Origin of the sequence: Flavobacterium cheniae, assembly GCF_004363695.1 — a bacterium.
Taxonomy (GTDB): domain Bacteria; phylum Bacteroidota; class Bacteroidia; order Flavobacteriales; family Flavobacteriaceae; genus Flavobacterium; species Flavobacterium cheniae.
Window position 1 is genome coordinate 687,904 of sequence record NZ_SNZC01000002.1, and the last position, 14,875, is coordinate 702,778.

At 33.4% G+C, this 14,875-nt stretch carries 12 protein-coding genes; 8 read left to right on the forward strand and 4 right to left on the reverse strand.

The window, feature by feature from the left end:
* Position 1 precedes the first annotated feature (1 nt).
* Positions 2–778, reverse strand: coding sequence for a THC0290_0291 family protein (locus tag C8D80_RS08175; protein ID WP_162845048.1), 777 nt, complete (start codon positions 776–778; stop codon positions 2–4).
* A gap of 257 nt (positions 779–1,035) precedes the next feature.
* On the opposite strand from C8D80_RS08175, the gene gdhA reads away from it, so the two are divergent.
* The 8 genes from gdhA (at position 1,036) to C8D80_RS08215 (ending at position 11,824) form a co-directional block, all read left to right on the forward strand.
* On the forward strand, positions 1,036–2,379 hold the full coding sequence (gene gdhA / locus C8D80_RS08180; protein WP_133609211.1) for an NADP-specific glutamate dehydrogenase: 1,344 nt from the start codon (positions 1,036–1,038) through the stop codon (positions 2,377–2,379).
* A gap of 120 nt (positions 2,380–2,499) precedes the next feature.
* The gene (porZ, locus tag C8D80_RS08185; RefSeq protein WP_133609213.1) at positions 2,500–4,788 is read left to right on the forward strand and encodes a type IX secretion system anionic LPS delivery protein PorZ; all 2,289 of its coding nucleotides are present in this window, start codon (positions 2,500–2,502) and stop codon (positions 4,786–4,788) included.
* 2 nt (positions 4,789–4,790) lie between these two features.
* Complete coding sequence (locus C8D80_RS08190) at positions 4,791–6,068, forward strand: hypothetical protein (protein ID WP_133609215.1); 1,278 nt, start codon at positions 4,791–4,793, stop codon at positions 6,066–6,068.
* Entirely contained in the window at positions 6,052–6,765 is a 714-nt protein-coding gene (recO, locus tag C8D80_RS08195; protein ID WP_133609217.1) for a DNA repair protein RecO, read from the forward strand. The genes C8D80_RS08190 and recO overlap by 17 nt, the downstream gene beginning before the upstream one ends.
* Before the next feature lie 79 nt (positions 6,766–6,844).
* Entirely contained in the window at positions 6,845–10,246 is a 3,402-nt protein-coding gene (gene ileS, locus C8D80_RS08200) for an isoleucine--tRNA ligase (protein ID WP_133609219.1), read from the forward strand.
* Between the two features lie 50 nt (positions 10,247–10,296).
* Positions 10,297–10,677, forward strand: a complete 381-nt coding sequence (locus C8D80_RS08205) for a TraR/DksA family transcriptional regulator (protein WP_073581819.1) — start codon at positions 10,297–10,299, stop codon at positions 10,675–10,677.
* An 81-nt stretch (positions 10,678–10,758) separates the two neighbouring features.
* Positions 10,759–11,388, forward strand: coding sequence for a lipoprotein signal peptidase (locus C8D80_RS08210; RefSeq protein ID WP_133609221.1), 630 nt, complete (start codon positions 10,759–10,761; stop codon positions 11,386–11,388).
* A 7-nt stretch (positions 11,389–11,395) separates the two neighbouring features.
* The gene (locus C8D80_RS08215) at positions 11,396–11,824 is read left to right on the forward strand and encodes a hypothetical protein (protein ID WP_133609223.1); all 429 of its coding nucleotides are present in this window, start codon (positions 11,396–11,398) and stop codon (positions 11,822–11,824) included.
* Here the strand turns inward: C8D80_RS08215 and C8D80_RS08220 are convergent.
* The 3 genes from C8D80_RS08220 to C8D80_RS08230 are packed head-to-tail and all read right to left on the reverse strand — an operon-like array spanning position 11,811 to position 14,635.
* Positions 11,811–12,374, reverse strand: coding sequence for a 5-formyltetrahydrofolate cyclo-ligase (locus C8D80_RS08220; protein WP_133609225.1), 564 nt, complete (start codon positions 12,372–12,374; stop codon positions 11,811–11,813). The two genes, C8D80_RS08215 and C8D80_RS08220, sit on opposite strands and share 14 nt — an antisense overlap.
* Complete coding sequence (locus tag C8D80_RS08225) at positions 12,367–13,605, reverse strand: aminotransferase class I/II-fold pyridoxal phosphate-dependent enzyme (RefSeq protein WP_133609227.1); 1,239 nt, start codon at positions 13,603–13,605, stop codon at positions 12,367–12,369. The genes C8D80_RS08220 and C8D80_RS08225 overlap by 8 nt, the downstream gene beginning before the upstream one ends.
* A 55-nt stretch (positions 13,606–13,660) precedes the next feature.
* Positions 13,661–14,635 (reverse strand): succinylglutamate desuccinylase/aspartoacylase family protein, encoded by a 975-nt coding sequence (locus C8D80_RS08230; protein ID WP_133609229.1) that lies wholly within the window; start codon positions 14,633–14,635, stop codon positions 13,661–13,663.
* Between the last annotated feature and the right edge of the window lie 240 nt (positions 14,636–14,875).

Below are 14,875 nucleotides of genomic sequence, written 5' to 3' on the forward strand. Positions count from 1 at the left end.
ATTAATCTAAATAATAAATGTAACCTACATGAAACCATAAGTTCCAGTCATTTGCTTTATTTTCTGTCCAAACTTCAGGATCTGGATTTAAGCCATCAACCCAATCAGAAAAATAGTACTGCCATCTTACTTCAGCAAATAAATCGGATAATTCAGTTAATTTATAACGTGTTCCCACACTCGCAACAACAGACCAAGCACTTCCTCCTTCGTCAGACCAAGCACCATAATATTTAATTGGAGTAGAAATTGGAGTATCCATTGCGCCTAATTCAGAATAAGTTCCGTTTTGGAAAAAAGTATAGTGAGCACCTAAACCAATAAATGGAGCCCAAGCGCCATCAGTAGCTGTAAATTCACGAATACTTAATGGAAAGTATTCTAATTGCATACCAATATCAGTGACTTTAGCTTCACCTTTCATAGCTCTTAATTGAGCCGCTGTAAATGAACTTCTGTCTACCCATTTACCAAAGTGCTGTAATTGAGTACTGTTGTAAGATAACTCAGAACGCACTTTAAAGTGGTCGTTAAAATAAGTTTCAGGCATGTAACAGTTACATTCTGCACGGTAAGCAAAATTCATATAGTGAACTAAACCAATACCAAAACCAGTGTTTCCAGCATTAGTTTCAAAATCGTGTCTTACTCCAAAATCAGATTGAAAAGCAACTCCTCCAACAAATGCTCCAACTTCATGAGAGAAGCCAAATTGTGCAGTCATTGATAAATTTGCTCCTAAAAGCAACATTAATAGGTATTTAATTTTTTTAGTCATCGCTAAAATTTTTCCATTATCGGACAAATATATAAAAACAAACTGCACTTCAAAAAAAAAAGAATGTTTTTCTTATGTAAAAAGCACAACTTAATACGATTAGTTAAATATTAGATAACATGAGGTATAAATTTTTCTTAAAAATATACCAAGTAATTTTTATAATGTATATTTGTCGACTTAAATTTTGCGAATTTGATAATTTAAGTAAAGAAACATATTTAACGAATTAGTTTAGCTACAAGTTTAATAGTATAATGGAACAAAAAATTAATGATTTTATGGCGCTTGTTGAGGCCAAAAATCCAAACGAGCCTGAGTTTTTACAAGCAGTAAAAGAATTTGCTGAAACAGTAATGCCTTTCATTGCTAATGAAAAAAAGTATGATGGAAAAAATGTACTTCTAAGAATGGCTGAGCCAGAGCGTTCAGTAATTTTCAGAGTGCCATGGGTTGATGATAAAGGAGAAATCCAAGTAAACAGAGGTTTCCGTATTCAGATGAATTCTGCAATCGGACCTTACAAAGGTGGTATTCGTTTTCATCAAACAGTAAATTTATCGGTTCTTAAGTTTTTAGCTTTTGAACAAGTTTTCAAAAATAGTTTAACAACTCTTCCAATGGGTGGAGGTAAAGGAGGTTCTGATTTTGACCCACAAGGAAAATCAGACGCTGAAGTTATGCGTTTTTGTCAATCGTTTATGACAGAATTATGCCGTCATATTGGTCCAGATTTAGACGTTCCTGCCGGAGATATCGGTGTTGGAGCAAGAGAAATTGGATACATGTTTGGTCAATATAAAAGAATTAGAAACGAATTTACAGGGGTTTTAACTGGAAAAGGGTTAGCTTATGGAGGTTCTTTAATTCGTCCAGAGGCAACAGGTTACGGTGTTGTTTATTTTACACAACAAATGTTGAGAACCAAAGGTGAAACAATTGAAGGGAAAACAGTTGCTATTTCTGGTTTTGGAAATGTGGCTTGGGGAGTAGCTTTAAAAGTGAATGAATTGGGAGGTAAATTAGTTACCATTTCGGGTCCTGATGGATATATTTATGATGCTGACGGAATTTCTGGAGAGAAAATAGAATTCATGTTAGAAATGAGAGCTAGCGGAAACAATAGAGCTGAAAGTTTTGCTGAAAAATTCCCAAGTGCTGTTTTCCACAAAGGAAAAAGTCCATGGGAAGCAAAAGTGGATATCGCTATTCCTTGTGCAACTCAAAACGAATTACATGAAGAAGATGCTAAAAAATTAATTGCAAATGGCGTTATGTGTGTAACTGAAGCAGCAAATATGCCATGTACATTAGACGCTATCAAACAATTCTTAGATGCAAAAGTTTTATTTGCTCCAGGTAAAGCAGCTAATGCAGGTGGTGTTGCGGCATCTGGTTTAGAGATGACACAAAACTCTATTCGTTTAAACTGGACAAGTGAAGAAGTAGATGCTCGTTTAAAAGACATCATGACAGGTATTCACAGTCAGTGTAAAAAATACGGAACAGAAGAAGATGGTTATGTAAACTATGTTAAAGGAGCCAACATTGCTGGTTTCGTTAAAGTGGCTGACGCTATGTTAGCTCAAGGTGTAGTATAATAACAAACTTTGAATTATATAAAAAGCTCTTTCAGGAAACTGAAAGAGCTTTTTTCTTTTATGAAATATATCAAAATTAAAATTAATACGTTTGTAGTATATTTGTATTAAATACTTGCGATGAAAAAAGCGATTTATATTTTTATATTTTTTATTTCCCAATACTTTTTTGGGCAACAAAGCAATCAATTGTGGAAAGGTTATTTTTCTTACAATGAAATTGTAGATGTTGAATCGTCGACTAATGCCGTGTTTGCCTCTACTCAAAATGCTCTTTTTTCACAAGTAGTCGCATCTTCTAATTTGAATGTTTACAATTCAATTACAGGGTTAAAACCAGATGTTATAACTACAATTCACCATTCAGATGCTTTTAATAAAACATTTGTTGGAAATAATAATGGTTTAATTTTAATACAAAATGCAGATGGTTCTGTTACTACTAAAGTAGATGTTATTGAAGAAGTGCCTGTGCCACCTAACAAAAAGAAAATTAATGATTTTTTTGAATTCAATGGTCGCTTGTATATTGCTACAGATTATGGAATTTCTGTAATCGATATTGCTACATCTGAATTTATTTCAACCTATTTTATTGGTACATCAGGAGAAGAAACAGAAGTGCTTCAAACCACCGTTTTTAATAATGAAATTTATGCCGTTACAAGAAGTTTTGGCATTAGAAAAGCGAATTTAAATAATCCTAATTTGTTTGATTTTAGTCAATGGCAAACTTTTGATACTGGATTTTGGTTTGGAATCGTAACTTTTAATAATCAATTGATTGCAACAAACGCAAATGCTAGAACGTATCGATTTAATGGAGGTACAGCATTTGAGATTTTAAATCATAATCAAGCAGGATTAAAATTAAAGACAAACGGAACGGAGCTTATAGTAACTACTCAAAACAACGTGTATGTTTTAAATCAATCATTTTCAATTTTAGCTCATATAACTCAAATTCCCAATTTTACTGTGCGCTTTACAGCTGCTTCTGTTGTTGGAGGAATTATATACATTGGAACTGAGAAAGAAGGGTTGTTTTCAACGAGTTTGTCAAATCCGACGGTATTTACTGCAATGTCACCAAATGGCCCGCTTCAAAACAGTACTTTTAGATTAAAAAAAGCGACTAATAAAATTTGGGTAGTACATGGCGATTATAGTCAGTCATTTAATCCTTATCCACTTGATGAATTAGGTATTAGTACATTTACAGCAGATCAAGGTTGGGATGTAATTCCATATAGCGATTTAAGTGGTGCAAAATCTTTGTCGGATATTGCAATTAATCCATCTAACCAAAATCAAGTATATGTAACGTCTTATTTTTCTGGACTCTTAAAAGTGTTTGGAAACACAATTGAATTGTTTAATAATACAAACACAGGCGCAAATGGTCTAGAGTCTTTAGTGTTGCCAGGAAACCCATCTTATGTTGATATTAGAATCAATAGTCCAGCTTTTGATAGAGAAGGTAATCTTTGGGTAACCAATGCGTATGTAAATAGAGGAATCAAAGTTTTAAGAGCTAACGGACAATGGCAATCCTATAATTTATCTGGAATAACTGCAAATTTAGCCACCGGAAGATACAACGCAATGTCTATCGATAAAAATAGTACCAAATGGATACCTGCTTATAACGATGGTGTTGTAGCTTTCAATGAAAATTACAATAATAAGTTTATTGTAATTAACCAAGAAAATGCGGATCTTCCAACTACGGTTGTAAATTGTGTGGCAATAGATAACCGCAATCAATTATGGATTGGAACAATGGCTGGTTTGAGAGTTTTGTCGAGTGTTGACAGATTTATTTCAGAAACAGAACTAGATGTTTTCCCAATTATTATTCAAGAAGGTGATTTGGCTCAAGAACTGTTTTTTCAGCAACCTATTTTAGATATTGCTGTAGATGGAGCCAATAGAAAATGGGTTTCTATTGCCGATGGAGGTGTTTTCTTAGTTTCTTCAAATGGTCAGCAAACCATTTACCGCTTTGACAAAAGCAATTCACCATTACCAAGTAATAACGTATTAGATATTGAAATTGATGGAGTATCTGGAGAAGTGTTTTTTGCCACAGATAAAGGAATTGTTTCGTTTTTAGGAACTTCAACTAAACCAAGTGATAGTTTAGGAGATGTTTTTGTATACCCGAATCCAGTACGACCAGAATTTTCAGGAACAGTAAAAATTAGCGGGTTAACCGACAAAGCTAATATCAAAATCACAGATATCGAAGGGAATTTAGTTTACGAAACTACTTCATCAGGAGGAACTATTGAATGGGACACCAAAGCTTTCGGAAAACATAAAGTAGCATCCGGAGTTTATATGATTTTTGTAGCAAGTCAAGATGGAACCGATTCTACCGTTAAAAAAGTTATGATTATTAGATAGTTATGAATATTCAATTAGATTCAAACGAAAAACGATTTTATCTATCTCTAGCTATACTTTTCCTTTTTTTCTATTTTTTTAGAATATTGTCAAAAAATTATTTTTTAGTAGATTCCTATGAATACATCGAAATAGCAAAGTACATTTCTAATCAAATGTTTTTTGACTCAAGTATTAACCCTTCATTATTAACCAAAAGACCATTTTTTTACCCTTTATTTCTATCTTTTCTTTTAAAGTTCAAAATTGAAATTATAATTCTTATTCAGACATTTTTTGCTTTTTCAAATAGTTTTATTTTGGTTCAAATTTTAAAAAAATTTAACATCCAAATAAAACCTTATCATGTTCTTTTTTTTCTTTTAACTCCATCAATTTTTATATATTCTCAATTAATTATGTCTGAATGGTTATTGATGTTATTAATTAATTTAAAGTTTTGGCTTTTCACACAAAAATGGTCAAATCGTAATTTTTTCTTCATTCAAATCTTAACCATTTTATTAGCTTTTACTAAACCTGTATTTTATCCATTTATATATTTGAATTTTGTTTACTTTTTTATTTTCTTTTTTAAGAAAAAGGTTTTTAGTTTTTTCATATTTCTGCCCATTATACTTTTACAATTATATTTACATCATAACGAAACACGAACGGGTTACAAGCATTTTTCTTCAATAGAAAATAAAAACCTAATTAATTATAATTTGTTTTATTTCAAATCATTTACAAACTCTCCAAAAGAAGCTCAAATATGGTTAGATTCAATTTATAATGGAGAGTATGAGAAAATGGATTTTCAAAAACAAAATGAATACTTAAAACAAATAGGAATTTCAACAATTAAAGATGATTTTTTTAGATATACTTTTTATCATGTTGTAAATGCTTTTAGAGGAGTTTTAGATCCTGGTCGTTTTGATTTAATGACATTTTTCAAGGAAGAAGATGGAAATCAAGGTTTTTTGGAAATTTTAAATGGTAAGAAGCGGTTTTCAAGTTTATTTGAAAACAATTTTTTTGTTCTCTATTTACTTTTAATTCCAGTTTTTTTGTTTGCTATATTGAAGGTTTTTTTATTTTCTTATGCTTTAATTTTTAACAGATACAGTTTTTACTTGAATTACATAATAATGCTGTTTTTTTATTGTATTTTAATAACAGGTCCAATCAATTGCTCAAGGTTTATGATGCCGTTACAAGGAATCATTTTTGTTTTTTATATCGTCGGGATAAATTCATATTATAAAAAAAAGAATATCAATGCTAGTCAAAACTAAAGCCATCGTTCTTTCTTCCTTAAAGTTTCAAGAAAAAAGCTTGATTGTCAAATGCTTTACCGAAATCGATGGATTAAAAAGTTATTTTGTACAAAGCGCTTATTCCAACAAAAAAGCCAATCAAAAAATTGCTTATTTTCAGCCATTAACGATTATTGAAATCGAAGCTAATCACAAGAATAAAGGCACGCTCGAGCATTTTAAAGAAATCCGATTAGCCCATAGTTATTATTCTATAAATACCGACATTGTTAAAAGTACGATTGTAATTTTTCTCTCCGAAATTTTGCATCACGCCATAAAAGAAGAAGAGAAAAATCAAAATTTATTCTCGTTTTTAGAAACGGCGCTTCTTTGGTTGGATACGCACGATGAAATGGCAAATTTTCACCTCATTTTAATGATGGAAGTTACTAAATACTTAGGCTTTTATCCCGATGTAACTGAAATTGATTTTCCTTTTTTCGATACTAAAGAAGGTTATTTTACGCCTTTTCAAAGTGTAAATTCGTTAACCGAACACGAAACGCATTTGTTCAAAAAATTATTAGACTTAAAATTTGATGCTGACCAAAAAGTATTTGCCGGAATTGAACGTCAAATTTTGTTAAAAATCCTCTTAGATTTCTATACGTTACATTTAGATGGCTTCAAAAAACCAAAATCGTTAGAAGTTTTAAAAGAAGTTTTTTCCTAAGTCTTAACTTTTGCCTTTTACCTTTTGCCTTTTACCTTTAAATCATTACTTTCGCAAATTGATTTAAGAAAGCGACAAAATGAGCACAAAATTTACTGAATACAAAGGACTTGACTTGCCAACAGTAGCGTCAGAAGTTCTTGATTTTTGGAAAAAAAACCACATCTTTGAACAATCGGTAACTTCTCGTGAAGGAGCTACTCCTTACGTGTTTTTTGAAGGGCCACCATCAGCAAATGGTTTGCCTGGTATTCACCACGTAATGGCGCGTGCGATTAAAGATATTTTTTGTCGTTATAAAACTCAAAAAGGCTACCAAGTTAAGCGTAAAGCAGGCTGGGATACGCACGGTTTACCTGTAGAATTAGGTACCGAAAAAGAATTAGGCATCACCAAAGAAGACATCGGAAAAACCATTTCAGTTACCGAATACAACGAAGCGTGTAAAAGAACCGTTATGCGTTACACCGACGTATGGAACGACCTTACTGAAAAAATGGGATATTGGGTAGACATGGAAGATCCATATGTGACGTACAAATCCAAATATATGGAAACGGTTTGGTGGTTACTAAAACAAATTTACAACAAAGATTTACTATACAAAGGTTACACCATCCAGCCTTATTCTCCAAAAGCGGGAACAGGTTTGTCTTCGCACGAAGTGAATCAGCCAGGTTCATATCGTGATGTTACCGATACAACGATTGTGGCGCAGTTTAAAGCAAAAGACGAAACATTACCAAGTTTTTTACAAGGTTTTGGAACTGTTCATTTTTTAGCTTGGACGACTACGCCTTGGACGTTGCCATCAAATACAGCATTGACTGTTGGCCCAAAAATCGATTATGTTTTAGTAAAAACGTTCAATCAATATACTTTTGAAGCAGTAAATGTAGTTTTAGCTAAGAATTTAGTTGGGAAACAATTCGGTGGAAAATATTTTACAGCGGAATCAGAAGCTGATTTTGCAAATTATAAATCAGAAGATAAAAAGATTCCATACCAAATTTTAGCCGAATCAAAAGGTGCTGATTTAGTAGGAATTCGTTACGAACAATTATTACCATTAGCGTTACCATATCAAAATCCAGAAAATGCGTTTAGAGTAATTTCAGGGGATTTCGTAACTACAGAAGATGGAACTGGAATTGTACACACCGCACCAACTTTCGGAGCTGATGATGCTAAAGTAGCGAAAGAAGCAACTCCAGAAGTACCACCAATGTTAGTCTTAGATGAAAACGGAAATCCTGTGCCATTGGTAGACTTGCAAGGAAGATTCATCCAAGGTTTAGGTGATTATTCTGGCAAATATGTTAAAAACGAATATTACAACGATGGTGAAGCGCCAGAACGCTCAGCTGACGTAGAAATCGCTATCCAATTAAAAGAAGAAAATAAAGCCTTTAAGGTTGAAAAATATGTACACAGTTACCCACATTGTTGGAGAACAGACAAACCAATTTTATACTATCCATTAGATTCTTGGTTCATTAAAGTAACCGAAATCAAAGATAGAATGTTCGATTTAAACGAAACCATCAACTGGAAACCAAAAGCTACAGGAGAAGGTCGTTTCGGAAATTGGTTGAAAAATGCAAACGATTGGAACTTGTCTCGTTCAAGATATTGGGGAATTCCTTTACCAATTTGGAGAAGCGAAGACGGAACCGAAGAAATGTTAGTTGGTTCAGTTGAAGAATTGTACAACGAAATCGAGAAATCAATCGCAGCAGGTTTCCAAACAGAAAATCCATACAAAGAATTCAAAATTGGAGACATGAGCGAAGCCAATTACGATTTAGTGGATTTACACAAAAACGTAGTAGACGGAATTGTTTTAGTTTCTCCATCAGGAAAACCAATGAATCGCGAAACTGACTTAATTGACGTTTGGTTCGATTCAGGTGCGATGCCTTATGCACAATGGCATTATCCATTTGAGAACAAAGAATTAATTGATGAAAATAAAGCATTTCCAGCCGATTTCATTGCAGAAGGTGTTGACCAAACTCGTGGTTGGTTTTATACTTTACACGCGATTGGAACTTTAGTTTTCGATAAAATCGCTTATAAAAACGTAGTTTCAAACGGATTAGTTTTGGACAAAAACGGACAAAAAATGTCGAAACGTTTAGGAAATGCCGTGGATCCATTCACTACTTTGGCTGAATATGGTCCAGATGCTACTCGTTGGTACATGATTTCGAATGCAAATCCTTGGGACAACTTAAAATTTGATATCGAAGGTGTTGCTGAGGTTCGTAGAAAATTCTTTGGAACGTTATATAATACGTATTCGTTCTTCTCGTTATATGCTAATATTGATGGATTTACTTATTCTGAAGCGGAAGTTCCATTTGAAGAAAGACCAGAAATAGACCGTTGGATTTTATCCGAATTACATACTTTAATTCAAGTTGTTGATGAAGCGTATGCGGATTACGAACCAACTAAAGCAGCAAGAGCTATTTCTGATTTTGTTCAGGAAAACCTAAGCAACTGGTACGTTCGTTTGTGTAGAAGAAGATTCTGGAAAGGCGATTATGCGCAAGATAAAATTGCAGCTTATCAAACGCTTTATACGTGTTTGGTAACGGTAGCAAAGCTTTCGGCTCCAATTGCACCATTCTTTATGGATAAACTTTACAGAGATTTAACACAAGCTACAGGTTCTGAGTCATTTGAAAGTGTACATTTGGCGAAATTTCCAGTTTCGGTTGAAAACTTTGTTGATAAGTCGTTAGAGAGCAAAATGATGAAAGCACAAACGGTTTCTTCACTAGTTTTATCACTTCGTAAGAAGGAAATGATCAAAGTGCGTCAACCGTTGCAAAAGGTAATGATTCCAGTACTTGACGACAATCAGCGTGCTGAAATTGAGGCGGTTTCTGACTTAATTATGGCTGAGGTAAACGTGAAAGAAATTGAGTTATTAGACGATGCTTCGGGTGTTTTAGTGAAGCAAATTAAGCCTAATTTCAAAACATTGGGACCGCGTTTTGGTAAGGATATGGGATTGATTTCCAAAGAGATACAAGGTTTTGGGCAAGAAGAAATTGCTAAATTAGAGCGTGATGGGGAGCTGGTTATGGATATTTCAGGAAAAAGTATAACTTTATCACTAGAAGATGTTGAGATTTCTTCACAAGATATCCCGGGTTGGTTAGTAGCCAATTCAAACGGAATTACGGTAGCGTTAGACATTACGATTTCCGATGAATTAAGAAAAGAAGGTATCGCGAGAGAATTGATTAACAGAATCCAAAATATCAGAAAAGACTCTGGTTTTGAAGTAACTGACAAGATTACCGTTAAAATGGAAAAAAATGCTCAAGTTGAGGAAGCCGTTTTAGCTAATGAATCGTATATTAAGTCAGAAACCTTAACCGAATCGTTAATTTTTGTGGAAAACCTTGAAAATGGTACGGAAATTGAGTTTGATGATATAAAAACAAGTATATTAATTTCAAAATAAGAACCGAAAGGTTTTTAATCGACGTATAACTATAAAAAAATATTGAAATTATGGTAGAGGAGCAAATTAGATATTCAGACGCTGATTTGGCTGAATTCAAAGCGTTAATTCAAGCTAAATTAGAAAAGGCTAAAGGTGATTTAGAGCTTATTAAGAGTGCTTACATGAATGACTTAAATAACGGAACTGATGATACATCGCCAACATTTAAAGCATTTGAAGAAGGTAGTGAAACAATGAGTAAAGAAGCCAATTCACAACTAGCTATTCGTCAAGAAAAATTTATTAGAGATTTAAAAAATGCCTTAATTCGTATCGAAAACAAAACCTATGGTTTGTGTAAAGTTACAGGCAAATTAATAAGTAAAGAGCGTTTAAAAATCGTTCCTCATGCAACTATGAGTATCGAAGCAAAAAACTTGCAACGTTAATCTTTTTACAAAATTATACTAACGCTCCGTTTGGGGCGTTTTTTATTTAATAAAAACACTATTTTTGCAAAAAAATTGAACATGTCGTTAAAGAAAGCCTATATTTTAATCATTGCTATTTTATTAATTGATCAGATTTCGAAAATCTACATCAAGACGCATTTTTTTATTGGAGAATCCATAAAAGTAATGGGTTTAGAATGGTTTCAAATTCATTTTATAGAAAATGAAGGTATGGCTTGGGGTGCTGAAATTCCTGGCGAACATGGAAAATTAATTTTAACTTTATTCCGTATCGTAGCCGTAGGAGGAATTGCTTGGTGGTTGTGGGATTCAGTAAGAAAAAAAGCATCAAATTATTTAATCGTAGCTATTGCTTTGATTTTTACAGGCGCTTTAGGAAACATTATCGATTCGGTTTTTTACGGTGTCATTTTTAACGATAGTTATCATCAAGTGGCAACAGCTTTCTCCGACCAACCATACGGTACTTGGTTCCACGGTGAAGTAGTAGATATGTTCTATTTTCCAATGTGGGAAGGAAACTTACCTTCTTGGTTACCAATTTGGGGTGGCAAACACTTCACTTTCTTCAACGCCATTTTCAATGTAGCCGATGTAGCGATTTCAACTGGAGTTGGGATTTTAATCGTATTCAACAAAAGAGCGTTTGCTCATGCAGATAAAGAGGAAGCATTAGCTGAGAAATAATCTCAACATGAAAAACGCATTTTTTTTATTGTTTTCAATTGTCCTTCTTTTTTACGGATGTAAAAAGGAAGAAGAAAATTATATTGAGGATATAAAAATAATACGCGAATATGAAGGTCCTGCACCAGATCATTTTATTTTTGAATTGAATGTATCTTCTGATGTTTATTCAAAAATAGATAATGATAGTTTAACGAGGCATATTTTAGAATTGAATAAAAATGAGCGAATTGACTATTCAAATAATTTTTTTGGATTAGATAAAGTGGGAAATAATAAAATAATTTTTCATTTTATTACACCTTATTTTCTAGTAGGTAAAAATAAAAGAAATCATATATCAGACACTTTGTTAATAGAAGAGCTTAGAAAATCTAGAGATTTGAAGCTTATACTTCATTTCAATAAAGAAATAATGGAATTCAAAAACAAATAACTCCATCAGGCGTCACACAAAAATCCAATTTCACATCATTATCCGAAACATCGTCAATTTTTTCTTCTGGAGGAAAGAACGATAATCCAATTTTAATCGTTTCGGGCTTGCATTTGCTTAGAAAGTTATCGTAGAAACCCTTGCCATAGCCAACACGATTTCCTTGCTTGTCATAAGCTAAAAGCGGTACAAAAACCACATCAATTTTCGCGTCAGGAACTTCTAAACCATCAACCGGTTCTGGAACGTTGTAACTGTTCTTTTTGATTTTGGTATTATCGGTTAATAAAAAATGCGTCATTCCCAAAGTGGCAAATTCGCACTTCGAAATGACGATTTCTTTATCTTTTCCCGCTAAAATTTGAAGAATATATTCGGTATTGATTTCTTTTTGCTCTTCAATCGTTAAAAACAAATGATAATACAATTTGTCCCAAATGTCCATGCGCAACAATTGGTTCGCAATCGCTAAACTTTTGTCTTCGATTTTCTCTTGAGTTAACTTTTGCCTTTCAGCTTTTGCCTTTTGCCTTAACGATTTCTTATCCATTTATAGACGCTTTCAATTCGTCTATAAATTTAGTCAAATGTTCTACTTCTACGTGATCCATTAACACAATTTTGTACCATTTATTGTGTTCATTGTGTTGTTGTGGCACCAAATCATACTTTTCAGCAATTTCTTCTGGAATCGATTCCGAATGAATCGTTACGATATTCATAAACGGTTCGCGGAAATATTTGATGTTTAAATGGTCTAACTCGTTACATAAAAATTGCGTGCGCATTTGTAAAATACTTACTTTTTCAAACCAACCATAAGCACCGTAAGTGAATAATATCATCCAAACCGCTACAGCATTCGCACCAGAGCGACTTCCGCAAAGCGTTAAATCCATTCCTTCAACATATTCCGCTTCTTTGGTCAATACGTTTTCAATTAAACCTTTTCGGCAAACAAAAACACCTGTTCCATAAGGAGCTTGCAACATTTTGTGCGCGTCAATCGTAATCGAACTTATTTTCGGATTGCTGAAGTTGATATTCGATTTTTGATTACTAAACGGATACACAAATCCGCCATAAGCGCCATCAATGTGCAAACGATAGGTTACTTCATTTTTTTCAAGTGCCGAAGTATAATCATCAGGATTATCAACCGAACCAAACATGGTTGTTCCCATATTTGAAACGGCAATGAAGTATTTTTTTCCTTTATTTTTAGCTTCCGAAATGATGTTATCCAATGCATTTACATCAATTTCACGGTTTTCAAATCCAACCGGAATTTTCAACCAATCGATTTGCAATAAATTAGAAGCTTTTGGAATTGAATAATGCGTGTCTTCCGATGCTAAAATGGCAATTTCGTCTAATTTCGCATCAAAATTATGCAAGAATTCATTTCTAAAAACCCAAATCGCTTGAATATTAGCTTCCGTTCCACCAGGAGCGATGTAGCCATCAAATTCGTTTTCTTTGGCTTTAAAAATATCAACAGCAATTACATTTAAAACTTCGCGTTCAATTTCTTGTGTGCCATAAAACGCTTTTTCGGAAGTACCAAAAGTGTGACAACCAATGTTATTTGGATTCGCAACATAGGTTTGAAGCGTGGGTGCATCTTTCAAAAAAGGCGCATCATCATAAAAAACGCGACTATCTAACTTAGAAGCCGGATAGCCTAAAGAAGCATCTTTTGAGAAGTTAACATTATCATGCAAAGCCTTATCAATTCGGGCTTTTCTTTCTTCGTGTGTAAGTTTTTTCCAGAAGTTCATACCTAAAAATTTTGACGAAATTACAGGTACTAATTCAATAAAAACATGATAATTGTTAGCTTTCTGATTCTAAGTGAGTAGAAATGTGAAAAATAGCATCGCCTTGGTAAATAATAGGCGCATCATTTACATTAATTACATAACCTTCATGTGGCGCTTTCATTTTGTGCTCTACTTTTCCATAAGGATCAGAAATAGTAGCCAATAAATCACCTTTTTTAACAAAACTACCAATCGTAGTTAAACCATGAAACATACCGGAATATTTCGCTCTAATCCAACTCGATTTTTCTATATAGATGGTTTTGTTGTCTTTTTTTGTTGCTTTTTTTCTCGGATTTAGCATTTCTAAATGATCTAAAAAACGCTTGGTTCCTTCCACGGCTTCTTCAGTAACTTGAAGGTTTATATCTAATGATTTTCCGCCTTCAAAAAGCAACATTTTAACGCCTAATTTATCGCAAGAATTTCGGAACGAACCCGAAATATTCTTCGAATACAATGTAAAAGGCGCATTAAAAACATCGGAAAGTTGCTTTAATTCTGGATTTTCTGGTACAATTCTAATTTGCGGAGCATTAAATCGACTCGCACCACCCGCATGAAAATCGATTGCATAATCTACGTGCGGAATAATATCTTTTAAAATATAATACGCAAAACGACTCGCCAAAGAACCTGTTTTACTTCCAGGAAAAACCCGATTCAAATCGCGACCATCTGGAAATTCACGTGTTTGATTTACAAATCCGAAAATATTGATAATCGGAATACAAATTATCGTTCCGCGTTTTGGTTTGTTTATTTTTTGAATGATTAACTGACGCACAATTTCGGTTCCGTTTATTTCATCACCATGTAAGCAAGCGGTGAATAAAACTGTTGGACCATCAATTTTTGAACGCTCCACAATTATTGGAATTTTCAATTTATTCATGGTGTGCAACTTGGCAATTTCCATGTTAATGGTTTTGCTTTCGCCAGCTAAAATGGTTTCTTTTAGTATTACAAGTGGTTTTGAGGCTGTCATTTGGTTGATTCTAAGGTGTTAAAAATACGAAAAGTTCAAGAACAAGGGCAAGTTCAATTTCAAAAATCAATTTTTTATTAGAACACAAATTGAAGAAATGAAAAGTTTAAAAGTAAAACGTCTCTGTGTACCTCTTTTCAACAGCATCAAAATCAAAAAAAGCTCCATGAATCTCTGTGTAAAAAACAACGCTCCAATAAGCGCTGCAAAGCATTCGTTTCATCCGCGTGCCAATTCAAA